General features: G+C 35.2%; 24 protein-coding genes. 12 read left to right on the top strand and 12 right to left on the bottom strand.

The window, feature by feature from the left end:
* The first annotated feature begins 94 nt into the window (after positions 1-94).
* Positions 95-877, top strand: a complete 783-nt coding sequence (locus tag BKM32_RS12570; protein WP_076664115.1) for an SDR family oxidoreductase — start codon at positions 95-97, stop codon at positions 875-877.
* On the opposite strand, the gene BKM32_RS12575 is transcribed toward BKM32_RS12570, so the two are convergent.
* The 10 genes from BKM32_RS12575 to BKM32_RS12620 form a co-directional block, all read right to left on the bottom strand.
* Entirely contained in the window at positions 874-1,533 is a 660-nt protein-coding gene (locus BKM32_RS12575; RefSeq protein WP_076664116.1) for a DUF1361 domain-containing protein, read from the bottom strand. The genes BKM32_RS12570 and BKM32_RS12575 overlap by 4 nt on opposite strands.
* Positions 1,526-1,903, bottom strand: coding sequence for a DUF2809 domain-containing protein (locus BKM32_RS12580; protein WP_076664117.1), 378 nt, complete (start codon positions 1,901-1,903; stop codon positions 1,526-1,528). The genes BKM32_RS12575 and BKM32_RS12580 overlap by 8 nt, the downstream gene beginning before the upstream one ends.
* Positions 1,900-2,388, bottom strand: a complete 489-nt coding sequence (locus BKM32_RS12585) for a Coq4 family protein (protein ID WP_076664118.1) — start codon at positions 2,386-2,388, stop codon at positions 1,900-1,902. Before BKM32_RS12585 ends, BKM32_RS12580 begins: the two co-directional genes overlap by 4 nt.
* Positions 2,389-2,459: 71 nt before the next feature.
* Entirely contained in the window at positions 2,460-3,833 is a 1,374-nt protein-coding gene (gene creD / locus BKM32_RS12590) for a cell envelope integrity protein CreD (protein WP_076664119.1), read from the bottom strand.
* A 53-nt stretch (positions 3,834-3,886) separates the two neighbouring features.
* On the bottom strand, positions 3,887-4,180 hold the full coding sequence (locus BKM32_RS12595; RefSeq protein ID WP_076664120.1) for a transcriptional regulator: 294 nt from the start codon (positions 4,178-4,180) through the stop codon (positions 3,887-3,889).
* Between the two features lie 3 nt (positions 4,181-4,183).
* Complete coding sequence (locus BKM32_RS12600; RefSeq protein WP_076664121.1) at positions 4,184-4,792, bottom strand: hypothetical protein; 609 nt, start codon at positions 4,790-4,792, stop codon at positions 4,184-4,186.
* 135 nt (positions 4,793-4,927) lie between these two features.
* Positions 4,928-5,392 (bottom strand): GNAT family N-acetyltransferase, encoded by a 465-nt coding sequence (locus tag BKM32_RS12605; protein WP_076664122.1) that lies wholly within the window; start codon positions 5,390-5,392, stop codon positions 4,928-4,930.
* Positions 5,393-5,472: 80 nt separating this feature from the next.
* Positions 5,473-6,333, bottom strand: a complete 861-nt coding sequence (locus tag BKM32_RS12610) for a hypothetical protein (protein WP_076664123.1) — start codon at positions 6,331-6,333, stop codon at positions 5,473-5,475.
* A gap of 12 nt (positions 6,334-6,345) precedes the next feature.
* Positions 6,346-7,164, bottom strand: coding sequence for a 3-deoxy-8-phosphooctulonate synthase (gene kdsA, locus BKM32_RS12615; protein ID WP_076664124.1), 819 nt, complete (start codon positions 7,162-7,164; stop codon positions 6,346-6,348).
* 39 nt (positions 7,165-7,203) lie between these two features.
* Complete coding sequence (locus BKM32_RS12620) at positions 7,204-7,563, bottom strand: hypothetical protein (protein WP_053975785.1); 360 nt, start codon at positions 7,561-7,563, stop codon at positions 7,204-7,206.
* A gap of 310 nt (positions 7,564-7,873) precedes the next feature.
* Between BKM32_RS12620 and typA the strand changes: the two genes are divergently transcribed.
* From typA to BKM32_RS12640, 4 genes are all read left to right on the top strand, one after another.
* Complete coding sequence (gene typA, locus BKM32_RS12625; RefSeq protein WP_053975784.1) at positions 7,874-9,673, top strand: translational GTPase TypA; 1,800 nt, start codon at positions 7,874-7,876, stop codon at positions 9,671-9,673.
* A 103-nt stretch (positions 9,674-9,776) separates the two neighbouring features.
* Positions 9,777-9,989, top strand: coding sequence for a hypothetical protein (locus BKM32_RS12630; RefSeq protein ID WP_053991471.1), 213 nt, complete (start codon positions 9,777-9,779; stop codon positions 9,987-9,989).
* A complete protein-coding gene (locus tag BKM32_RS12635; RefSeq protein ID WP_076664125.1) occupies positions 9,979-11,367 on the top strand; it encodes a nodulation protein NoeA in 1,389 nt (462 codons plus the stop codon). The genes BKM32_RS12630 and BKM32_RS12635 overlap by 11 nt, the downstream gene beginning before the upstream one ends.
* Entirely contained in the window at positions 11,357-12,841 is a 1,485-nt protein-coding gene (locus tag BKM32_RS12640) for a sulfatase-like hydrolase/transferase (RefSeq protein WP_076664126.1), read from the top strand. Before BKM32_RS12635 ends, BKM32_RS12640 begins: the two co-directional genes overlap by 11 nt.
* Positions 12,842-12,923: 82 nt before the next feature.
* Here the strand turns inward: BKM32_RS12640 and BKM32_RS12645 are convergent, their stop codons facing one another.
* Both BKM32_RS12645 and BKM32_RS12650 read right to left on the bottom strand, forming a co-directional pair.
* Positions 12,924-14,072, bottom strand: a complete 1,149-nt coding sequence (locus BKM32_RS12645; protein ID WP_053975781.1) for a glycosyltransferase family 2 protein — start codon at positions 14,070-14,072, stop codon at positions 12,924-12,926.
* Positions 14,063-15,403 (bottom strand): hypothetical protein, encoded by a 1,341-nt coding sequence (locus BKM32_RS12650; RefSeq protein ID WP_123812119.1) that lies wholly within the window; start codon positions 15,401-15,403, stop codon positions 14,063-14,065. Before BKM32_RS12650 ends, BKM32_RS12645 begins: the two co-directional genes overlap by 10 nt.
* Positions 15,404-15,603: 200 nt before the next feature.
* On the opposite strand from BKM32_RS12650, the gene BKM32_RS12655 reads away from it, so the two are divergent.
* The 7 genes from BKM32_RS12655 (at position 15,604) to BKM32_RS12685 (ending at position 23,106) form a co-directional block, all read left to right on the top strand.
* The gene (locus BKM32_RS12655) at positions 15,604-17,046 is read left to right on the top strand and encodes an MBOAT family protein (RefSeq protein ID WP_076664128.1); all 1,443 of its coding nucleotides are present in this window, start codon (positions 15,604-15,606) and stop codon (positions 17,044-17,046) included.
* Positions 17,046-17,951 (top strand): hypothetical protein, encoded by a 906-nt coding sequence (locus tag BKM32_RS12660; RefSeq protein WP_076664129.1) that lies wholly within the window; start codon positions 17,046-17,048, stop codon positions 17,949-17,951. The genes BKM32_RS12655 and BKM32_RS12660 overlap by 1 nt, the downstream gene beginning before the upstream one ends.
* A gap of 102 nt (positions 17,952-18,053) precedes the next feature.
* On the top strand, positions 18,054-18,287 hold the full coding sequence (locus BKM32_RS12665; RefSeq protein ID WP_053991468.1) for a hypothetical protein: 234 nt from the start codon (positions 18,054-18,056) through the stop codon (positions 18,285-18,287).
* A 224-nt stretch (positions 18,288-18,511) separates the two neighbouring features.
* Positions 18,512-19,360 carry a GNAT family N-acetyltransferase gene (locus tag BKM32_RS12670; protein ID WP_123812128.1) on the top strand — a complete coding sequence of 283 codons (849 nt, stop codon included), beginning with the start codon at positions 18,512-18,514 and terminating at the stop codon, positions 19,358-19,360.
* Positions 19,357-20,457: a DegT/DnrJ/EryC1/StrS aminotransferase family protein gene (locus BKM32_RS12675; protein WP_076664131.1), complete on the top strand. Its 1,101-nt coding sequence runs from the start codon at positions 19,357-19,359 to the stop codon at positions 20,455-20,457. The genes BKM32_RS12670 and BKM32_RS12675 overlap by 4 nt, the downstream gene beginning before the upstream one ends.
* A complete protein-coding gene (locus BKM32_RS12680; protein ID WP_076664132.1) occupies positions 20,458-21,774 on the top strand; it encodes an O-antigen translocase in 1,317 nt (438 codons plus the stop codon).
* A 33-nt stretch (positions 21,775-21,807) separates the two neighbouring features.
* On the top strand, positions 21,808-23,106 hold the full coding sequence (locus BKM32_RS12685; RefSeq protein ID WP_076664133.1) for an O-antigen translocase: 1,299 nt from the start codon (positions 21,808-21,810) through the stop codon (positions 23,104-23,106).
* Positions 23,107-23,110 lie beyond the last annotated feature (4 nt).

A 23,110-nucleotide genomic window follows, 5' to 3' on the forward strand; every position in this document is an offset into this window, starting at 1 on the left:
AAAAAATGTATCGAGAACAGGTGTTCATCTAAATTGATCTTGGAGGTTAAAATAGTAACATGCATTACTGACGAAAAATTAGATTAAAGATATAATGGTTAAAACGGTATTGATAACAGGCGGCGCTTCAGGATTGGGATATGAATTGGCATTGCTGTTTGCAAAGGATACATATAATTTGGTGTTGGTAGATATCAATGCAGATAATTTAAAGCAGGCAAAAGAAACGTTGGAAAAGAAGTATAATGCCAATGTCCGCGTAATGCTGAAGGATTTGAGCCAAGTCAATATCTCTGAAGAAATTGTGGCTGAACTTGGAGATACTTCAATAGATGTGCTGGTAAACAATGCCGGTTTTGGATTGTTCGGTACTTTTGCCACAACCGATTGGGACCGTGAAGCCAAAATGTTGAACCTTCATGTGGTTACTACTACGCATTTAACCAAACTTATACTAAAAGGTATGGTGGCTCGAGGATCAGGGAAGATTTTAAACCTGTCTTCTTTAGCAGGTTTTCAACCAGGGCCTTTAATGTCATTATATTATGCTACCAAAGGGTATATTCTCTCCTTTTCTGAGGCTATTGCCAATGAACTCAAAGGCACAGGAGTGACGGTTACGGCACTTTGTCCTGGTCCTACAAAAACGTCTTTTCAACAAGTGGTTTCAGAAGGGACTTCCGAAAATAAAATCACCTTTAATATGGCAACGGCTAAGGACGTTGCTGCCTATGGTTATAAAGCGATGAATAAAGGGAAATCTGTGGCCATTCCTGGTGGATTCAATAAGTTTTTGGCAACACTTCCACGTATCATGCCTAGAAAATTAGCCACCTCTATTGTTAGAAATATCCAAGAAAAAAATAGAGCCGACTAATTGGCATTCCGAATACTTTTAAAAAGCCAATAACCTATTCCTAGAAATATTCCGAAGCTAATGGTAAAGGTCCATGCGCTGAGATGCTGATTGGGATGTGCAAGAATACTCCAAATATCATTGAAAATGGTAAGAGGATGTTGTAGCACTTCCCAAGAATTGAAACGTAAATAGCGACCTAAGTACATACCAAAACTTATGACAAAGAATAGTGGCAACATTAAGAAGGAAATGGTTTTCCTTTGCCAATAACGTTTCATGATGAGTTCTATATCCAATAAGGAAAGGAAAAACAAGAGTACTCCCGTTAACGCAAAAGAGCTCACTACCAATACATCCAACCACAGAATATCATGACTGCTATTCTTGAGATGGAACAAATCCGTTATGATATAGGGGGCATTGGGGACGAAGAGTAACCAAATGCCAAATCCTATAAGTGCGCCAAATTTGTTGAGTTGACTCAGACTTGTCATGTAGGTGGAAATCGCAAAGGGCACTATGGCTAAAAATAGATTCCAGACCAAAAACAGAAAGTAAAAGGAGTAGGTGAGTTTCATCCGTACCATGAGGAGGAATATGCTTAAAGTGGCTGCCACTATGGGCAGCACTATAATCTTGAATCGAGAAAACAACAAGTATTTAATATTATTCATTAGTAAGTAATTTAAATTCAACAATAATTACGGTAATAATACCTAGCGAGTAGGCCATAAGGTCGGTATAGTTAAAGGTGTTGCCAAGGATTAATTTGGCGAGTGTACTGTGTTCCAAGTTCAGCAATTTCAACAAGTGGAAGGCTTGTAATATTTCAATGATATAGGAAACTGCTAATACCAATATGGCTGTTGGAAAGATAGCTAGCTTGGTAAAACTTCTTACTAAACAGTACAAGAGGATTACAACTAGAAAATCTCCGAACGTATGACGGATAAAGCCAGTTTCTAGGTTGGTAGCAATGAGTGTTTCAACTGCAAAAAGTATCAGGGTTAGAAGGAAATATGATTTATGAAATGTTAGTGTCATATGTTTTTAATTGGTGAATGAGATCTAAGGAAAAATGCGCCCTGCAAGATGGTTAAGTCTATATTCAGTAGCTTTTTGAAATCTAAGTTAAGAAATGTATTGGCTTTTTTGCCAATGGTATATGAATCTAAATAGTAGCTTAAATAATCTGGCAGAATTAGGGTGCCCAACAAAATGGCGCCGTACATATAGGGGCTTTGTTTGCCGTTGCCAAAGCTTAAATATTGTAAAGCTATTTCATCTTCTACGGTAATACCGTATCCTGTCAAAACATGGTAGCAATCGTGACGTTCTACTTTTGGAATCAATTCAAAACCGTGTTGGTTTAAAAATTCGCCCAAGTGTCTGCCGAAGGAAGCTTCAGGGAGTTGGAGGAGTTGATTTGTAGTAATGCCCCATGGTTCATGATGTTTGAAAATTCGTGTGTATATAGTCTTTGATATTTCAAAGAGCCAATGGATAAGTTGTTTTCTGTATGTTTTCATTATGTGGTAGGTTTTAAAACTCCCGCCCCTTCAATGGAATGAAGGGAACAGGAGTTGTTTTGGGGAAAAGATTACCCGTTATTCCAATCAATTTTTCTGGATACAAACATGACGGTTGCCAAAATGATGAACAGTCCAATGCTGCCAACTAAAAGCGCATAGTTTTCCAATTGAATGATGACATAGATGAAGGTGTAAAGCGCCGTAAGGCTCAATCCAATAAAAATTGGAAATTTAAAAGTTTTGAGTATCGATTTGGAGTACAGTGTTATAAGAGTCACCACCGAAATACCTGCCACCAAATAGGCTTTTAGGAAATTACTGTGTTCTGAAATGGAAACGAGCAAAGTGTAAAACATTGTGAGAGCCAAACCAATCATTAAATATTGAAATGGGTGTATATTAATGTTGCTCATGGTTTGGATCAGGAAGAAAATGAGGAAGGTTAACCCAATGACAAGGAAGCCATATTTGGCCGAGCGCTCACTTTTTTGGTATTCGTCTACCATGACGATAAACTTGGTACCGAAGGCAAATTCTTGTAAATCTGGTACGTTGTTTAAGTATTGCTGAGAAAAGGCCCTGTTGATATGCAGGATTTTCCAATCGGCTTCAAAACCTTCGTCTGTAATTGTTTTTGTTTCGTCGTTGGGAAGAAAATTACCTATAAAACTGGGGTTGGCCCAATTGGAGGTCATATGCATGGTGGTTGTTTTTCCTATTGGAATGAGTTGAATGTTCTGGCTTCCGTTAAAGGTCATGTGGAAACTAAAATTGGTATTGGCAGATTTTGGGACATCCGTTTCTTTTAAAAATCCAGATTCCAATTCATCCAATTGTGAGCTATTTCTAGAATTGTTTTTAAAGTTGGTTTCGAAAGAATAGGTGCTGTCGTTCAATTTTAAAGACATTTCATTCTTTATGCCTTTCAGATTGGACGTTTTAATAAGAATTGTGGCTTTGTTCCACAAGATGTCCTCATCCTTGATGTCTTTTATTTTAAGGTTAGGGATTGGAAAATTTCCGTTGAAATCCATGTTAGCGGTGTAGACGGCCGATTCATAATTGTTTCGGTTCAAAGATTTAGAATCGACATCTACCCCAGATGATAGGGATTCAGGAAAGATATAGGCATATTTTATTTCTGAAGTCGTTTCGGTAAAATAAGTTTTTGTTTGTTCGTTGAAGGTTTTTGTTTCCGAATAGGTTTTGTATGGTAGTTTTAAAATAGGGCCGTAAATCATCACGTGGTTTCCCCATTTGTCATTGATTTCGTTGACTACATCCTGTTGTCGCATGGAACGTTCAAAAATGAGGCTTTCAATAAATGAAAGGGGAATCAATAAAATCAATACCAAGAAGCCTACCATGAGCATTCGTGCTGTAATGGAGGTTTTTAGCCAGTTGCCAAATTTGTTCGGTTGAGGTTTTTGTAGTTGTTCCATGGTTGAATGTTTAAAGTACTTTGAAATTCAAAGTAAGTTGATAAAAAAATATCTTATTGTTTATTGATCAATTTTTCAAGGGCTTCGATGTGCTTTTGAAATTCGGCTCTGCCAAGTTTTGTCACCGAATAACGTGTGTTAGGTTTTCTTCCTATAAATTGTTTTTCCACCTTTATATATTCTGCCTTTTCCAGAGCCTTAGTATGGCTGGCAAGATTCCCGTCCGTAGCACCGAGAAGTTCTTTTAAGGTATTGAAATCGGCGTATTCGTTTACCATTAAAATGGACATAATGCCCAGCCTAATCCTGTGGTCAAAGACCTTATTTATGTTGTTGATAATGCTCAAAACCTATGCTCTGTCATATTTAAAATGCATCCAAGTACCGTAAATGATGTGCATAAGGCCAAAGCCAATGACCCACAACCAAAAACCATAACCAGGATATAGGGCGCAAATTAAGCCTAAAATTATTTCGGCGAAACCTAAATAGCGAATATCTCCTATACTATACTTTGACGCGTTGATTAATGCCAGTCCATAAAAAATAAGCATTAGGGCACCAGTTTGACCATATTTTTGTTGACCCAAAATTATCAAGATGTAGATACCGCCTACTACCAGAGGAATCAAAAAATTTATGACCAATCTTTTGGAAGCGCCATCCCATATTTTTTCACCTGCTTTTTTAGCTTTTCTTGTGGTTAGGATCACACCTGTAACAGCACTCAAAAAGGCAATCAAGAACAGATCTAACATCACCAATTTGAAAATCATTCCATCCAATATTAAATATTCCCTATCGGAATTGGCAACGAGCCAATAGGCAACACTGGCTCCAATAAGGGCGTAAATACCAGCGAGAATTCCAGAGAGGCCACTTAATGAAATAAATCGCGAGGATTTGTTCATTAGGTTTTTAATTTCGGTAATGTCTTTTAGATAATCTTTTGATTCCATATAAAAGTACTTTGAAAAACAAAGTAAATAAATTTATTTTAATTTTGAACTATGTTTTTATGAAAAAAAAATCTAGAGGTTTAAGGAATGAAAGATTATAGTAATAGACCTAAGTAGAGATCAATGATCAAAAGCTTATAAAGCTTTACTCACCAAATAGTTTTGGAACACGATGCCTTTAAAGGGTTTCTTCTGTTTTTTGATGACATCAAAATAATGGTTCTCGAAAAAGGGAAGTGCTGTTTTGCTAACATCAGAGCGCATCTCTTCAAAGCCTTCTCCAATGGCATAAGATTCCATAACTCTTAAAAGTTTAGAGGCAATGCCCTGGCGCTGGTAATCCTTGTGTACAAAAAGTCCGTCTAGATAATTACCGTTTTTAAGGTAGGCAAAGCCTGTGATGGTGTCATCTTGTTCGGCAACAATGAAATAAAGCGACTCAATGCGTTCTTCCCATTTCTCGATATCATTGGCACCAGAAGCCCAAACTTCTATCTGTTTTTCAGAATAGTCCTTACTGTTAACATTCTGGATGGTATCCCTGAAAAGTGCAGTAATAAATGGAATGTCTTCTTTGGTTGCTTCTCTAATTTGAATCATGACCTTTTGTTTGGCTTAGGAGTTACAAAATTATAACAATTCTTGTAAATCAATAAAATGTGATGTGGGAGGTTCAGAATCTAAACTCTGAAAATCCCACCAACAGCTATAATGCTTTGCAAGAAGAAAAAATGCTGGGAGGCACTTTCCTTAACATTGCTTGTAGTTCTAATATCTGGCATATTAATGTAACCGCCTTTTACGTCTGTTTGAATGAAAAAGTATTTAAAGAACGTAAAGTTGATACCTGCGTTTACTGAAAAACCATATCCCGAAATGTGAAATTCATCATAACGGTCTTTGTTCAATAATGTGGTATTGGTTTTAGGGTATAGAACACCGCCACCTATGCCTTCCATCAAGTTGATTTGGAATTTATCGGTATTTGGAAGGTGAAAAATAGATGAAATATCATCAGACCTACCAACTTCAACATACACATAGTTTAATCCGTTGGTATGTTCAAACTTTAAAAAATCGGCAGAAACCAAAAATTCTTCATTATCATAAATCCCGTTGTATTGTGAGCCTTCCTCAGAAGTAGGTAAATCGATATATCCATCAACTGTTCTGGTTTTATCACGTTCCATGACGTATTTCATATGGTCCACACCAATGGAAACATAATAATGGTCGGAAACAAAATAGCCCAATTTGGCATTGGTTTGCGGAATGGTGATGCGTGTAGGGTTGATGTAATCGATATGCCAGCCTTTTGGTTTATCGTGGGCCGTGGCCTCCTTTATCGTGAAATCGTAGTTTTCACCCTTAAAATGGATATCCGATTTTGAATAGACTTCCCTGTTGCCTCCCCAACTAAAAAAGAGCTTCCCTTTTTGGGAAGCGGTATATTTAATGGTATCTGCAGTTTGTGCTTGGGCTACTGTAGAGCTCAAAGCAAAAATTACCCCCAATAATGAAGGAATTGTGCGTATTCTCATTTATCGGGGACCTTATAAAGAGTTAATTGTTTTTCTGATTGCAACAAGGTTTGTAAGAAGGTTTTCCAAGTTGTCCAAATGCAACATGTTCGCTCCATCACTTTTGGCATTGGCCGGGTCAAAGTGTGTTTCAATAAATAAACCGTCAACATTGTTTACCACCCCTGCGCGGGCAATAGTTTCAATCATATCTGGTCTTCCGCCTGTTACACCTACTGTTTGGTTGGGTTGTTGAAGAGAATGCGTTACGTCCAACACCACAGGAGCGTATTGCTTCATGGTTGGGATGCCCCTAAAGTCAACAATCATATCTTGATAGCCAAACATAGTACCTCGGTCGGTTATCCAAGCTTTGTCGCTCCCGGAATCCTTAACTTTTTGCACCGCATGTTTCATGGCTTCAGGACTCATAAACTGTCCTTTTTTAAGGTTAACTACTTTACCGGTTTCAGCAGCAGCTACAACCAAATCCGTTTGTCTTACCAAAAAAGCAGGAATTTGAAGCACGTCTACATATTCGGCAGCTTTGGCAGCATCTGAAATCTCGTGAATGTCCGTTACGGTTGGGATGTCAAATTCTTTGGAAACTTTTTGTAAAATCTTAAGCGCTTTTTCATCTCCAATACCCGTGAAACTATCAATTCTACTTCTGTTGGCCTTTTTGAAACTTCCTTTAAATACATAAGGAATTTCCAATTTGTTGGTAATGCCAACCACTTTTTCTGCAATACGCATTGCCATGTCTTCGCCTTCAATGGCACATGGGCCAGCCAATAAGAAGAAATTGTTTGAATTGGTGTGTTTTATCTTAGGGACATCGCTGAGTTTCATCTGCTTGATTTTTCTAAATTAAGCCGCAAAGATACATATTTAAAAGCTTTTTTTAATACTGTTTCGTATCATCCAAAGAGACATGATAAAATTGGCAAAAACAAAGAGTCCGCTATAGAGCACAAATCTTTTTATGAAACCTGAAAATTGAATGATATTGAGGGCATCTGAGAGATAGGCCCAAATCATATAAGAGGACAGGCAAACAAAGGTAATTCCCAATGAAAAGTTGAGTTGTTTACTTGGCTTTATGAGCTGCCATACAAAAGGCAGAGCGAAGATTAAAATAGGGTAGGCCTCAATTCCTAGATGTCTATTAACGTCTGTAAACCAAAATGCAATCACCGATAGAAAATATAGGTAGGGGATGAATTTCGAATATTTTTGAATAAGGTTCATTTTTGACTAAAATGTGAATTGTTTCTTGATGTTAAGTAGGTGAAGTGATTTATGGTAGGTCATTCTTCTTATAAATATACGTATTGAACCCCTGTTTTTGGATTATTCTAACATAGAATTAACTAAATTAATAAATCTTTAATAGAATGATGGAAGTTTTAAGATGTTTACATTCAGTTGGTTGCTTGGAAGGTTTAGAGTTAAGTTGAAGACTTTGAAAAATTATATGGTAGGATGCTAATAATTAATGATAATTCCTTTTTCCAAAGGAATTTAATGTACCTTTGCACGCTTAAAATAAGGCGTCATTATGGCTAATATTAAAAACATAGCAATTATTGCTCACGTAGACCACGGTAAAACAACGTTGGTTGATAAGATCATGTACCACTGTCAACTGTTTCGCGAAAACGAAAACACAGGAGATCTTATTTTGGATAATAACGACTTGGAACGTGAAAGAGGAATTACCATTACTTCCAAGAATGTGTCCGTAACTTATAAAGACACTAAAATCAATATTATTGACACTCCTGGTCACGCCGATTTTGGTGGAGAAGTAGAGCGTGTTCTTAACATGGCCGATGGTGTATTGTTGTTGGTAGATGCTTTTGAAGGGCCAATGCCGCAAACAAGATTCGTATTGCAAAAAGCTATCGACCTAGGTTTGAAGCCTTGTGTGGTAGTAAATAAAGTTGATAAAGAAAACTGTACTCCGGAAGAAGTTCATGAGAAGGTATTCGACCTGATGTTTGAACTTGGGGCGGAAGAGTGGCAGTTGGATTTCCCAACAGTTTATGGTTCGGCGAAAAACAATTGGATGAGTGACGACTGGAAAAACCAGACTGAAAACATCGAGCCATTATTGGATATGGTAATTGAGCATATTCCTGCGCCAAAATTTGATGAAGGAACTACTCAAATGTTGATCACTTCATTAGATTTCTCAAGCTTTACAGGACGTATTGCTATTGGACGTTTGACTCGTGGAGAATTGAAGGCAGGACAGAACATTTCGTTGGTAAAGCGTGATGGAACTGTGGTTAAAAATAAAATTAAAGAGCTTCATGTATTTGAAGGTCTTGGACGTGTAAAAGTAGATCACGTACAAACTGGAGATATCTGTGCTATTGTTGGATTAGAAGGTTTTGAAATTGGAGACACTGTTGCCGATTTTGAAAATCCAGAGGCTTTAAAAACTATCGCCATTGATGAGCCAACAATGAGTATGTTGTTTACTATTAACGATTCTCCTTTCTTTGGAAAAGACGGAAAGTTTGTAACATCTCGTCACATCAAAGAGCGCTTGACAAAAGAATTGGAGAAAAACTTGGCCTTACGTGTTCAGGAAACAGATAGTGCCGATAAGTTTCTGGTATTTGGTCGTGGGGTACTTCACTTGTCTGTGTTGATTGAAACGATGCGTCGTGAAGGGTATGAACTTCAAATTGGACAGCCACAGGTAATCATCAAGGAAATTGATGGTGAGAAATGTGAGCCAGTAGAGGAGATGACTATCGATTTGCCTGAAAACGTTTCTGGTAAGGCAGTTGAATTAGTGACCATGCGTAAGGGAGAAATGTTGAGTATGGAAGCTAAAGGAGATCGTATGGTGATTGAATTTATGGTGCCATCTCGTGGAATTATAGGTTTGCGTAATCAATTGTTGACAGCTACAGCAGGTGAGGCTATTATGGCACACCGCTTTAAAGAATACCAACCTTTAAAAGGAGGCATCCCTGAGCGTCAAAATGGATCGTTGGTATCTATGGAAAAAGGGCAAGCAATTCCTTACTCTATTGATAAGTTACAGGATAGAGGTAAATTCTTTGTAGATCCAGGAGAAGATATTTACGAAGGTCAGGTAATTGGTGAAAACTCTCGTCAAGATGATATGACAGTAAATATTACCAAGACGAAAAAATTAAGTAACGTACGTTCGGCTGGAGCAGATGATAAAGCTAGAATTGTACCTGCTATTAAATTCTCTTTGGAAGAAGCCTTGGAATACATCCAAAAGGATGAATATGTAGAGGTTACTCCAAACCACTTACGTATCCGTAAAATTTTATTGACGGAAGTAGAGCGTAAGCGTAATAAGAACATCTAATATATGGATGTTACAAAACATCATAAAAAAAGAGAAGCCATAAAGGTTTCTCTTTTTTGTTTATAGGTCTCACGGGTTTCCTATCTTTACAGAAAAAAGAAGAATGGTACATTTTCTATATTTTGATCCTGGTTTAGGGGCGATGGTTGTACAAGCCGTTATTGCTGCAGTTGCTGGTGTTGTCTTGTTTTCTAAAAATTTGATGTTTAAGATCAAATCACTCTTTGGTTTTTCACAGGATAAAAATGAAGAGCTTTTTGACGATATAGATGTTACTGACAAGGATATAGAAAATACCGAGAATAGTGACCGATAAGATTCAACACTCTTCTTCCTTCAGAGACCCTTCTGGGTATGTTTTTACAGAGGGAAATATTTTAAAAAGACAGATATCTCCCCTTTATTTTAAGCAATATATAGCATTAAAGGAGTCTGGTTTTTATCAGAAATTAATCAAAGCAGGACTGTTGATTCCTCACAAGGAAATTACGGAAGACAATACAGGAGTTGTTATCCAGCCTGAATTTATTCCTTTTGTAACATATCCTTATGAATGGAGTTTCAACCAATATAAGGAAGCAGCTCTTTTAACCTTAAAGTTACAGAAATTCTGTTTGGAACATGATTTTTCACTGAAAGATGCAACAGCCTTTAATGTGACTTTTCATTTGGGCAAAGCAATTTTTATAGATACATTGTCTTTCGATTTTTATCAAGACAATTCTCCTTGGCGGGCATATAAACAATTTATTAGTCATTTCTTTGGGCCATTGGTGTTAGCCCATTATCATGGAGGGCAATCCTTGAAATTGATGCACAGTTTTATTGATGGAATTCCTGTGAAACTATTATCGTCAATGTTGCCTGTCAAAACGAAGCTTTCTCCGTTTTTATATTCCAACATTCATTTATTATCTAAATATGAAGATAAGCATAGCGAAGATTATAAAGGGGAAGTGAAGCATGGAACATTATCCAAAGGTGCTCAACAAAAAATAATTAAAAGTCTTTACGAATATATTAAGAGGTTGACACTTAAGGAGGCTAGCGAATGGGGTGATTATTATAACAAAACCAATTATACAAGTGATGCCTTTCTGCAAAAGGAAAAAATAGTGAATGCTTGGGTAAAGGAAACCGGAGCCAAAACACTTATAGATGTAGGTGGTAACGATGGTACTTTTGTTAGAAAGATAGATACGGAGCTAAAACAGGCTTTGGTATGCGATATTGACAATAATGCGGTAGATATTAATTACAGGGAAGTTAAAAGTAGGAAGGAAATTTATATGACTCCTTTTGTGCAGGACGTTTTAAATCCATCGGCATCTATTGGGTTTAATAACGATGAGCGATTTTCATTTAAGGAAAGGCTACAGAAATTTTCTCCAGATATTACCCTGGCTTTGGCGGTGATACATCACATATCTCTTTCAGGGAATGTGCCTTTTAAAAAGTCAGCTGAGTTTTTTGCTGCTTTTTCCAACTATCTAATTATTGAATTTCCCAAAAGAGAAGACTCATGGGTGCAACGACTGTTAAATGCTAAATCTGAATTCAAGGGACATTTTGATTTTTATAATCAAGAAAATTTTGAAGAAGAATTTATGAACTACTTTAGTTTGGAGAAAAAAGAAACGATTGCTAATTCGCATCGGATCATGTATTTGTTAAAATCAAAGAATGCCAAATAAATTAAGGGAACGATTAGTAGAATTTACGACCAACGATAAACAATATCCAATATTAAGTGCTTTGGGAGCAGGATTGTACCCTCTGATTTATTATTATAATAATAATTTTTCATTGGTAAATTCCTGGGGGCAATTTGTACTATTTGTGTTGTGGTTTCTTGTTGTCCCTATTGTTGTTTTTCAGATTGTTTCAGTAATTTCCAAAAAGGTATTGTCACAAAAAAAATATGGCTATGTTTTGCCTGTTCTTAATTTTGTGCTTTTTGGAGGGCTAATGATACTGAGTACTTATGGTGTTGGTAAAAAGAGATATCTTTTGGTGACAGTAGCCGCTTTGGGGTTGGGTTTTTTACTTCAAAAACATTTCAAGAAAATATTGGTCATTCAATTTATATTGATCTTGTTGGCAGTGCCAAAATTAATAGCGAATATTCAAAGACATGTTTCTTATGATAGAACATGGATGAGCTTATCTGATAATATTGAAGAAGTCAAGTTTACAAGAAAACCAAACGTATATGTAATTCAACCAGATGGCTATCCTAATTTTGAAGAGCTGAAAAGAGGTTATTATAATTTTGATAATAGCCAGTTAGAGGGATTTTTACAAGATAATGGTTTCACACTTTATGAAGGTTTTAGAAGCAATTACTTCTCCACACTTAGTTCTAACTCTTCGATGTTTGCAATGAAACATCATTATTACAATAACCCGCCAAAAGGTGAAAATGAGTTTTATAATGCTAGGGATATCATTGTGGGGCAAAACTCAGTGGTCCCAGTTTTTAAGAAAAACGGCTATAACACGTCTTTGCTTTTGGAGAAGTCCTATTTACTACTTAACAAACCAGAACTACAATATGATTTTTGCAATATAGCCCAAGATGACCTGTCATTTTTAGCAAGAGGTTTTGAGATAACAAAAGATCTAAAAGCTGATTTAGAAAATTCTTTGCAGAATCAAACCAATGAGCCTAATTTTTATTTTATAGAAAAAATTTCCCCAGGGCATATTACCACTTACAAAAATCGGTCATTGGGAAAGGAAAAGGAGCGTTTGAATTATCTTGAAAAGTTGAAGTCCGCCAACGACTGGCTTAAGGAAATGGTACAGCTAATCCAAACACATGATGATAATGCATTAATCGTAATTGTGGCAGATCATGGGGGGTTTGTTGGAATGGATTATACATTGGAATGTAAGGAAAAGCAAACTAATAGGGATTTGATTTATTCTATTTTTTCAACGGCCCTAGCTGTTAAATGGCCGGAGAACCCAATGAATTATGATAAGGATCTTAAAACAAATGTGAATCTCTTTAGAGTGTTGTTTTCCTATCTTAGTGAAAATCCAAAGTATTTGGAGAATTTGGAGTCTGATACCAGTTTTGTTGTTCTTAAGGAAGGGGCCCCTTTTGGTGTCTATCAGTATATAGATGAGGAGGGGGAGGTTGTTTTTTTAAGGAAAGAATAGGTTTAAAGTAAATAAAGATTTATTGTTTTTTTAGTAAAGTGATTGATAGAAACTTTTCGGCAAGATGATAGTTGGATACCTATTATTTGTTTTTTAATCCCAAAATACTGAAAAATAGACTAAACAAGACCACTTGAACACCAAGTAGCATTGTGAAAACTGCAGGTATAACTACCCGTAGGGTATTCGTAGGATTTAAATTTCCGAAGCCAGAATGTTTCCAAATCGATACCCCATAATAACTCAAAGAAATTCCAAAAAGGAACATACCTATGCCCAATATTAAACCACGTTCTAAATTGATGTATTTAAACAGTTTATCATAGCGATTGCTTTTTGGTAACAAATCATTTTCAACTGCGTAAATCTTAGTCATACAATAAAAAACAAAGAATTGAAACCCTATTAAGATTGCACTAGTTGTATATAAAAGGGTGTGGATATCAAATGCAATATTTCCAAAATGAATAGGTTTCATAATCAGAATTGTTGAACTAATTAGCCCTAAAAACATTAGGCATATTGCAGGATATAAGAAAAGCCAATTTGGGCTGTATAATGATAAAAAGCGCAGATGTCTCCAGCCATCACTCCAAGTTTTTAAATGAGGTTTTCTACTCCTCCCATCAGGGTGCAAAACTGTTGGCACCTCAGTAATTTTTAGATTTTTAAGTTTTGATTTTACGATCATTTCTGATGCAAATTCCATTCCTGGAGTTTTTAGATCCATTTTTTTATAGGCTTCTTTAGAGAATCCTCTTAAACCACAATGAAAATCTCCAATGTCGATTTTGTAAAAGAGCCTTCCGATGAATGATAAAACAGGGTTGCCCAAATACTTGTGTAGAAAAGGCATTGCGTCTTTTTTTATACCTCCTTTAAATCGGTTACCCATAACTAGATCAGTTCCTTTGCGAAGCTTTTGTAAAAATGGCAGAAGAGATTCAAAGTCATAGCTGTCATCTGCATCTCCCATTATTATATAGGTGCCTCGGGCTGCTTCAATGCCTCCTTTTAGGGCGCTTCCATAGCCTTTTTCTTTTATGTTGACAACCGTTGCTTTTAATCTTTTTGCAATATGAATGGAATCATCAGTACTACCATTGTCAGCAATTATGATTTCCCCGTTTATATTGTTTTTCGAAAAAAATAGGTTCGCTTTTTTAATGCAAGTTTCTAAAGTTTCAGCCTCGTTCAGGCAAGGCATAACGACAGATAGTTCTATTTGCATGGCTTAAGGCTATTAAATGTAGATGAATTTATTAGTGAAAAGATAATTAGGAAAAATACCCAATCATTATAAAATGTAAAACGCTTTAAAGTGTGCATTCCAATTGATACTAGTACAACATTGAGGAGGCTGAGCATTGAAATTATGAAAATAACCCTGTATTCTACAATGTTGGTTTTTAAAACTTTTATAAAACTAAATAGCATGATTATTATTAATAATAAGGTGTATTTGGCATTTCCAAAGGCCTGGGTTAAATTTTTAATGTATAATTTTAACCAAGGTCTAAAATTGTTTATAATTAAAGGAATACTCATTCGCTTGGTCATCCTGTCCACCGATATCAACTTTTTCTCATTGCTTAGTTCTTGATCAACATGATCTGTTCCAATGGGTAAAATAGTAGAATTGGCAATTTCACTATAATTCTCGGTATAGACCACAACTTCATCCTTTTTATTGGAGCTGGCCTGGAAACTATGGATGTTCAAATTCTTTTTAGCTAATTCTGAAAAGGTTTTTTTATAAAACTCCTGTTCATCCTTTGATTTGTATATTGAAAAGTCTTCTGCATCCGAAACAAAAAAGGCAGGGGTCATTAAGTGTATACCTGTCCAAGGAGTATTTACAAAATACCCATGAACCAATTTATGATATGTTTTATCACCTAGGGATGTGAGTAAAGGAAATATAAAGAATAGGATTAATAACCATGAGTTGTTCAATTTCTTTTGGACTATGAACATCCAAATTAATATACCAATGGCAATAGGCACCAAAAACAAAAATTGACTACGGGTCTGTATTAAAAGAAAAAGAAAGGGAAGAGATATAATTAAAGGTTTGAAACGATTGGATATAGTTGCATTTAAAAAAAGTGCGGTTGTTGTTAGGTAAAGTGGATAGGAAAGTGCCTCCGATAAAAAGACATTGGCTAATGTTTGATTGTAGAGGTAGGGAATAATTAAAACAAAGGTTAAAAGGATTAGCCAAATGCAATCTAAGTTTAAATGTTTTTTTAAAGTTGATATAAAAAAGTAAATTCCAGAAACTCCTAGCAAATATTGTATTGCTTTTGTCGCAGGGTCAAAATAGGAACCAAAAATGGTTTTTATAATATGTAAAAAAATAGGATAGCCCGCAGATCTGTTTATAGAAATATTTAAATACTCCAATGAGTCATTTACTATTTCTATTGGTTTGTAATTTACAATTAGGAATCCAACTGCAAAAATTAAAAATATGCTATAATAGTATGTCTTTTCTGTGAGTTTGCCCGACACGTTTATTGGAATTTTGGGTTGTAAATATATGTCAAAAGAATTATTCAAGGCCATTTATTTTGTGATACCTCCTTGATGGATCTTTTGGATTGTAAATTGTGAAAAGTGTTCAAATAGAAAAGAACTCTTCCCATTTTAGTTATCTTCGCCATCTTTATGGAATAAAATTTTTATTACGCATTCTCTAAAGTCATTTTTTGTGAAAATGGACAAATCCAAAGGAATGTTAATATAAAAGGAAGTTTTTAATGTTATTTAATTCAATAGACTTTGCTTTGTTTCTTCCAATAGTTTTTTTGTTCTATTGGTTTGTATTCAATAAAAGTATTAAAGGTCAAAATATATTTATAGTAGTTGTCAGTTATGTGTTCTATGGTTGGTGGGATTGGAGGTTTTTAAGTTTGATATTTCTGAGTACTACTGTAGATTATGTTATAGGTCTGCAGCTGTCTAAAACTGAGCCTATAAAAAGGAGGCAGTTACTTTTGTTAACCAGTGTTGCTGTTAATTTGGGCTTACTTGGGTATTTTAAGTACAGCAATTTCTTCTTGGAAAATTTTGTACAAGCTTATACGTTTTTTGGGGGGGAATTACGGTATAGTAGCCTTGAAATCATATTACCTGTAGGGATAAGCTTTTATACCTTTCAAACCCTTAGCTATACTATAGATATTTATAGGAGGGAACTTGAACCCAATAAACATTTTATTAGTTTTATGGCTTTTGTTAGCTTTTTTCCTCAATTGGTGGCCGGTCCAATTGAACGCGCCAAAAAACTATTGCCTCAGTTTGAATCCAAAAGAGTATTTAGTCATGAAAAGTCTGTAGACGGTTTAAAGCAGGTGCTTTGGGGGCTATTCAAGAAAATGGTCATTGCGGATAATTGTGCTCTATATGTCGACGAATTTTTTGCCAATTATGAGGCTTATTCCGGGAGCACATTGTTGTTGGGGGCATTTTTATTTACTATTCAAATTTACTGTGATTTTTCAGGGTATTCTGATATTGCCATTGGAGTGTCACGATTGTTCGGGTTTAATTTATCTAAGAATTTTGCATTTCCTTATTTTTCAAGAAGTATTGCTGAATTTTGGAGACGCTGGCATATATCTTTAACAACTTGGTTCAAGGACTATTTTTATATTCCTTTAGGAGGGAGTAGAGGTACAAAGGTAATGCAGCTTAGGAATACTTTGCTTATTTTTCTTGTGATAGGATTTTGGCATGGAGCTGCATGGAAGTTTATTGTTTATGGGTTTATCAATGCGCTTCATTTTGTTCCGTTAATTTTAATAGGGAAAAAAAAGGAAAAATCGCCTTATTCTAATTCATTGTTTCCTTCGATGGTTGATACTATTGGAATATTGAAAACATTTGCTTTTTTAGTATTGGTGAGGGTATTTTTTAGGGCGAAGGATTTACAGGTTGCATGGGGATATTTGAGGAGAATTTTTTCTGAGTCATTGTTTAATATTCCTGAGTTTTCAAATAGAGTTGGTGCTGCGTTATTGGTAGGGATGATAGTTTTTTTTATGATTATAGAATGGTCTGGGAAAAATAAAGAGTATGCCATCGAAACATTGGGAGGTGAATGGAAGAGATCTTATAGGTGGACTTTTTATTATGGTTTGGTGTTCTGTATTTTCTATTTTTATGCAAAGCCTCAACAATTTATATACTTTCAATTTTAATGAAGAGGTTTGGTAATCTTTTTATCGTTTTTATCCTGCCAATTCTATTTGCTGGAACGGGAATAGAACTTTTGTTAAGACAAATACCTAATGATTACAAAATTAAAGGTGAATATTTGCGAAGATATGCTAGCAATGTAGAAACTCTTGTGTTGGGTAGCTCGCATAGTATGTACGGCATTAATCCAGAATATTTAGATGCTTCTGCTTACAATGCTAGTTTTGTGTCGCAAACAACGGATTTAGATTTAGCTATTTTGGAAAAGTTTATGCCAGAACTTTCAAATTTGAAAACTGTTATTGTAAGATTGTCATATGCCACATTATTTGAGACTTTATCGGAGACATCTGCTAATTGGAGATTGAAGGATTATATCATATATTTTGATTTAAACACTAAATCCACTGTATTAAGACATTCCGAATTATTCAGTCTAAAGTTGAAAACTAATCTGGATAGGTTATGGGATTATTATGTTTTAGGGAATTCAGAAATACAATGCGATAGCTTGGGATGGGCCGATAATTCGTTTTTACAATCCCCAATGGATTTAGATTTAGCGAGCCTAAGAGCAGCCCAGAGACATACTATTTCGAATGATGATCAATATGTCGATAACGTTGAGGCATTTGAAAGAATGGCGAAACTATGTCAAGACAATAATATCAATTTAATATTAGTGACCTTACCAGGATATTTGTCCTATCGTGATAATTTAGATCCTTTACAGCTACAGAAAATGTTGGATTTTGCTTCCCAAATTGAAAGTAACTATAAAAATACTAAGTACTATAATTTTCTTTCGGATCCAGATTTTAGTGAAAATGACTTTTTTGATGGAGATCATTTAAATGCCCAAGGGGCAAAAAAAATTACAGATAAATTAAATGCCTTACTGCCTTAATTCTTTTTATTAGAATTAATAACACGATTATAAATGGTTGATTTATTGTCTGTATTTTATTTTAGGTCATTTTTCACTATCTTAATCAATCAATTTAAGATTATGGAATTTTTGGGAGTGAGCTTTACTGAATGGGTGGGGTATCTTGCCTCAGCTGGATTGTTACTGTCTTTTACCATGAAGGATTTGGTGAAGTTACGCATTATTAATTCCGTTGGGTGTGCATTGTTTGTAATTTATGGGTTTATGTTGCAGACGGCATGGCCCATTATTGTTACCAACGCAGCAATTCTGCTTATCAACTTCTATTATTTATTCTTCAAAAGGAAAACTTAAATTCTACAGAGGTCCGTTATCTAAGGCATCGAAATAATATTATATTTGAAAAGTGTTATGAGTAGTCATGTAATAGGCGTGATTTTTGAGTTTTAGGACCCTTGAACTAACCAAACAAAGATTTGAAATTTACTGTAAGATTATATACACCAAACGACTTCGATGTTTGGAACCTTTTTGTTGCTAAGGCAAAAAATTCTACATTTTTATTTCATAGAAATTTTATGGAATATCATAGTGATAGGTTCCATGATTTTTCTCTTATGGTATTTAAGCACGGTGTCCTAAATGCTCTGTTACCGGGAAATAGGGTTGGGGAAGTATTGCATTCACATCAGGGATTGACCTTTGGAGGATTACTTTTGGAGCCCAATATAGGTTTTGAGCAGGTAAACGAGATGTTAAGTGCTATTTTAGAGTTTTTGCCAAAACAAGGGATAAAACAGTTTAATGTGAAAACTTTGCCCTCTTTTTATTGCAGATCGGCAGCCAATGAAATGACTTTTATGCTTCAAAATAAAGGAGCAAGTTTAGCCAAGACATTTATGGTATTGGCCGTTGATTATGCTCATCCTTTATCCATTCACAAAACGAAGCTTAAGCATTACAAACGGAATAGTGATATGGGGTTTGTAATTAAAGAAAGTACAGACTTTTCTCTGTTCTGGAACGAAGTATTACAGCCACGTTTACAAAGTAGGTTTGATACAAAACCAGTTCATAGTTTGGAAGAGATTCAGTTGTTAAGGGAGAGGTTTCCTGATAATATTAGGCAATTTGATATTTTTTATGAGGGTAGAATTTTGGCTGGAATCACCATATTTGAGAATGAATTGGTGGTAAAATCGCAATATGGAGCAACTACCAAAGAAGGTGAAAAATTGCGGGCATTTGATTATTTGTTCATACACTTAATAAAACATTTCCAAGAAAAAGGGAAACACTATTTTTCTATGGGAACCGTTATGGATGATAGCTTCGAACAAGGGTATAATCCAGGATTATTAAAACAAAAGGAAGAATTGGGTTGTGATCTTTATCTTCAGGAAATATATCGTTTGAAATTAGCATGATTAAATTTCTAGATCTACATAAAATAAATGCCGAATATGAGGAGAAATTCAACTTTGAATTTCAACAGTTTTTAGAAACAGGTTACTATATTTTAGGAAATGGCGTAGAACAATTTGAAGCTAATTTTGCAAAATATTGTGGTGCCAAACATTGTGTAGGAGTTGGAAATGGATTGGATGCGCTGACCCTGATTTTTAAAGGGTATATGGAATTGGGGAAACTAAAGGAAGGAGATGAAGTTATTGTGCCAGCCAATACATATATCGCCAGTATTTTGTCAGTCTTGCATGCTGGTTTGATTCCTGTTTTTGTGGAACCAGATAGGAATACCTATAATATTTCCGCTGAAGAAATTGAAAGACATCTATCTCCTAAAACAAAGGCGATTTTAGTAGTGCATCTTTACGGCCAATTGGCCGATATGAACGCAATCAATTCTTTGGCAAGTGCTAATGGTTTGTTGATAGTTGAGGATGCCGCACAGGCACATGGTGCAGTCAATTCAAAAGGTATAAAAGCCGGAAATTTGTCAGATGCCGCTGGATTTAGCTTTTATCCAAGTAAAAATCTTGGAGCTTTGGGTGATGCTGGTGCGGTAGTTACCAATGACTCGGAGTTGGCAAATTGTATTTCAGGATTGAGGAACTACGGCGGATTGCAAAAATATGTAAATGAGTATATAGGCTATAATAGCAGGATGGATGAATTGCAGGCCATGTTTTTAAGTGTCAAATTACCAAATTTAGATAGGGACAATGAAAAACGTCGAAGTGTTGCTCGTAGATATTTGTTAGAGATCAACAATTCAAAAATAAAGTTGCCTTTTTATGATGGAAGTGACAACCATGTGTTCCATGTGTTTGTGGTAGAGGTTGAAAATAGAGATCATTTTTCAAAATACCTGGATGATAACGCCATTGGTTGGTTAATTCACTACCCAACGCCGCCGCATCGTCAAGAAGCCTTGATAAATTTTTGTAACTTGTCACTCCCATTAACCGATCAAATACATCAAAAAGTGATAAGTATCCCGATGAGCCCTGTTATGGAGGATAAAGAGGTAAGCCGTGTAATTGATATCTTAAATGCCTACTAATTGAGAAAGTTACTGCACTATATCAATACAAAGGTTTTATTTAAGGTAGCCCATTTAAATTCCGCTACAATCATTACCAAAATTTTGGCGGGAATAGTTACTTCAAAGGCAATTGCTATTTTTATTGGTGTAGAAGGTTTGGCACTTATTGGTAATATTCGAAACTTCTTAAGTGCGGTTCAATCATTTTCTATTTTAGGGTTTTATAAGGGGTTGGTGAAGTATATTGCGGAGTTTAAAAACGATGCGGTTAAGTTAAGCCAAACGTTGTCTTCGGCCTATTATTTTGGATTCATCGCCACAATGCTCATCGCGTTTATCTGCTATTACAATGCAGATGCTATCAATGATTTTCTGTTTTCGTCCATTCATAATTACGCTTATATCATAAAAATTATGGCTCTGGCATTGCCGTTCTATTCGCTGAATATGTTCAGTTTTTCCATTATGAACGGATTTTCCAAATACAAGATCCTTCTTATCATTAATATTATCGGTCAAATTTTAGGGTTACTGGTAACCTTGCTGCTGATTTACCAAAATAATATTGATGGTGCGTTGATTTCTGCAGTAATAGCACCTTCATTGATATTCTTGATAACATTTGTGGGCTTTATGAACCAGAGAAGTCTGGTGTCTTCTATCAAAATTACCAGCGTCAATTTTGAAATCCTAAAGAAATTCAGTCCGTTCACCCTAATGGCCTTGGTGTCAACTTTTGCCTTGCCTTTGGTGTCAATTCTTATTAGAAATTATATTATAGATAAAGTTGGTCTGAAGGAAGCTGGTTATTGGGAAGCCATGAACCGGATTTCGGATTATTATTTAATGTTCGTCAATTCTTTAATGTCACTTTATATTTTGCCAAGGTTTAGCGAAATTGATAACAAGACTGAGTTTCGGGCCGAAGTTTTTAGTTTTTATAAATCTATAATCCCAATATTTGGATTAGGATTGGTGGCTATTTATTTCCTAAGGTCATTTCTGATTGATATTATTTTTTCAGAAGAATTTCAGCCAGTTGAAAGCTTGTTTTTATGGCAATTGTTAGGTGATTTTGTCAAGGTGCTTTCCTTTGTCATTGCATTTCAATTTCTGGCAAAGAAAATGTTCACGCACTTTATCATCATCCAATTGTTTTTAGTGGTGATGCTTTATTTTTCCAGTGTTTACTTAATAGATGATTTTGGGGTGAAGGGGGCTGTAATGGGGCATTTTGCGAGTTACCTAATGCACTATGGCGTAATACTGTTGATATTTGGAAGTTCTCTTTTTGGTATTGTGGCCGACAAAAATGGAGAACAAAAAAACTCATGAAGACGCTAATTAATATGAATACTCAAGGGATAAATGAAGCAGAAATTAAAATCTTTCTTTAGGGATAATCACCTTATTAAGTTAGCCTCCTTAAATTCCATTTCTATTGTTATAAGGGTTTTAACAGGATTTATTACTTCAAAATTCATAGCTATTTTTGTTGGGCCAAGCGGTATGGCTTTGGTAGGGAATTTGAGAGACTTTATGACGTCGGCTCAGGTATTTTCTACGCTAGGACTCTATAATGGTATTATTAAATATGTGGCTGAGTTCAAGGCTGATGTTAGGGAGTTGAGCAAAACTGTTTCCACTACTTTCTATCTACTTATAATCTCTTCTTTAATAGTAGGAGCCTATTGTTTTTTTCAAGCACAATATTTGAACGATGCCTTGTTTACAAATGAACATAACTACGTTCATATCATAAAGATTTTGGCCGTGGCATTGCCTTTTTATTCTATGAAGACATTTGTGTTTGCTGTATTAAATGGTTTGTCCAAACAAAAGAAGCTTCTTTTTATTACTATTTTATCTCAAATTCTCGGGGTTATTATAAATGTCTTCCTTATTTGGAAATTTCAACTTTCAGGGGCTTTGATTCATATTGCCGCTGTTGAAATTGTCTTGTGTCTGATTACTTTATTTAGTGTTTCTAAATTTTGGAAGGCAACCAGTTTTATATCATTAAAAAAAATAAAGCTGAAGAGTATTAAAAATTTAAGTGCTTTTTCAATCATGGCCCTGTTTTCTGCTACGGTATTACCAATGATATCTGTTTTGATAAGAAACCATATAATTGATAATTTAGGAGAAGCATCCGCGGGATATTGGGTGGCTATGGGGAGAATTTCCAATTATTATTTAATGTTCATCAGTAGTTTGATGACGCTGTATATTTTGCCTCGGTTTGCTGCTATTTACACTCATTTTGAGTTTAGGAAGGAAGTTTGGAATTTTTACAAAACTATTGTTCCAATATTTGCATTGGGGCTTTTCATTATTTATCTATGCCGCCACTTGATAATTAAAGTCATTTTTACCAAAGAGTTTATTCATGTTGAAGAATTGTTTTTATGGCAGCTTCTGGGTGATTTTCTAAAAGTGCTTTCCATGGTAGTTAGCTATCAATTTTTGGCCAAAAAAATGCTCTGGCATTATATGCTCAGTGAAATATTCTCTGTTATATTATTGTACTTCGCGAGCATTTATTTAATAGATGTTTTTGGTTTAAAAGGAGTGGTAATCGCCCATTTTATAGATTATTTGTTGTACTATATGTTGTTATTGGCAATTTTTTACAGGCCACTTTTTGGAAAGCAGAAAGAAGATTAGTTTA

The sequence above is a fragment of the Mangrovimonas sp. DI 80 genome (assembly GCF_001975575.1).
GTDB classification, from domain to species: Bacteria; Bacteroidota; Bacteroidia; order Flavobacteriales; family Flavobacteriaceae; genus Mangrovimonas_A; species Mangrovimonas_A xylaniphaga.

Excerpts from the sequence above, each read along its gene's own strand:
- BKM32_RS12665 (WP_053991468.1), top strand. The coding sequence starts at position 18,054 with ATGGAATTTTTGGGAGTGAGCTTTACTGAATGGGTGGGGTATCTTGCC.
- BKM32_RS12645 (WP_053975781.1), bottom strand. The coding sequence starts at position 14,072 with ATGCAAATAGAACTATCTGTCGTTATGCCTTGCCTGAACGAGGCTGAA.
- BKM32_RS12585 (WP_076664118.1), bottom strand. The coding sequence starts at position 2,388 with ATGAAAACATACAGAAAACAACTTATCCATTGGCTCTTTGAAATATCA.
- BKM32_RS12610 (WP_076664123.1), bottom strand. The coding sequence starts at position 6,333 with ATGAGAATACGCACAATTCCTTCATTATTGGGGGTAATTTTTGCTTTG.
- BKM32_RS12685 (WP_076664133.1), top strand. The coding sequence starts at position 21,808 with ATGAAGCAGAAATTAAAATCTTTCTTTAGGGATAATCACCTTATTAAG.
- BKM32_RS12620 (WP_053975785.1), bottom strand. The coding sequence starts at position 7,563 with ATGAACCTTATTCAAAAATATTCGAAATTCATCCCCTACCTATATTTT.
- BKM32_RS12675 (WP_076664131.1), top strand. The coding sequence starts at position 19,357 with ATGATTAAATTTCTAGATCTACATAAAATAAATGCCGAATATGAGGAG.
- BKM32_RS12660 (WP_076664129.1), top strand. The coding sequence starts at position 17,046 with ATGAAGAGGTTTGGTAATCTTTTTATCGTTTTTATCCTGCCAATTCTA.
- BKM32_RS12655 (WP_076664128.1), top strand. The coding sequence starts at position 15,604 with ATGTTATTTAATTCAATAGACTTTGCTTTGTTTCTTCCAATAGTTTTT.
- typA (WP_053975784.1), top strand. The coding sequence starts at position 7,874 with ATGGCTAATATTAAAAACATAGCAATTATTGCTCACGTAGACCACGGT.
- kdsA (WP_076664124.1), bottom strand. The coding sequence starts at position 7,164 with ATGAAACTCAGCGATGTCCCTAAGATAAAACACACCAATTCAAACAAT.
- BKM32_RS12630 (WP_053991471.1), top strand. The coding sequence starts at position 9,777 with ATGGTACATTTTCTATATTTTGATCCTGGTTTAGGGGCGATGGTTGTA.
- BKM32_RS12575 (WP_076664116.1), bottom strand. The coding sequence starts at position 1,533 with ATGAATAATATTAAATACTTGTTGTTTTCTCGATTCAAGATTATAGTG.
- BKM32_RS12570 (WP_076664115.1), top strand. The coding sequence starts at position 95 with ATGGTTAAAACGGTATTGATAACAGGCGGCGCTTCAGGATTGGGATAT.
- creD (WP_076664119.1), bottom strand. The coding sequence starts at position 3,833 with ATGGAACAACTACAAAAACCTCAACCGAACAAATTTGGCAACTGGCTA.
- BKM32_RS12605 (WP_076664122.1), bottom strand. The coding sequence starts at position 5,392 with ATGATTCAAATTAGAGAAGCAACCAAAGAAGACATTCCATTTATTACT.
- BKM32_RS12600 (WP_076664121.1), bottom strand. The coding sequence starts at position 4,792 with ATGGAATCAAAAGATTATCTAAAAGACATTACCGAAATTAAAAACCTA.
- BKM32_RS12640 (WP_076664126.1), top strand. The coding sequence starts at position 11,357 with ATGCCAAATAAATTAAGGGAACGATTAGTAGAATTTACGACCAACGAT.
- BKM32_RS12670 (WP_123812128.1), top strand. The coding sequence starts at position 18,512 with ATGGAATATCATAGTGATAGGTTCCATGATTTTTCTCTTATGGTATTT.
- BKM32_RS12580 (WP_076664117.1), bottom strand. The coding sequence starts at position 1,903 with ATGACACTAACATTTCATAAATCATATTTCCTTCTAACCCTGATACTT.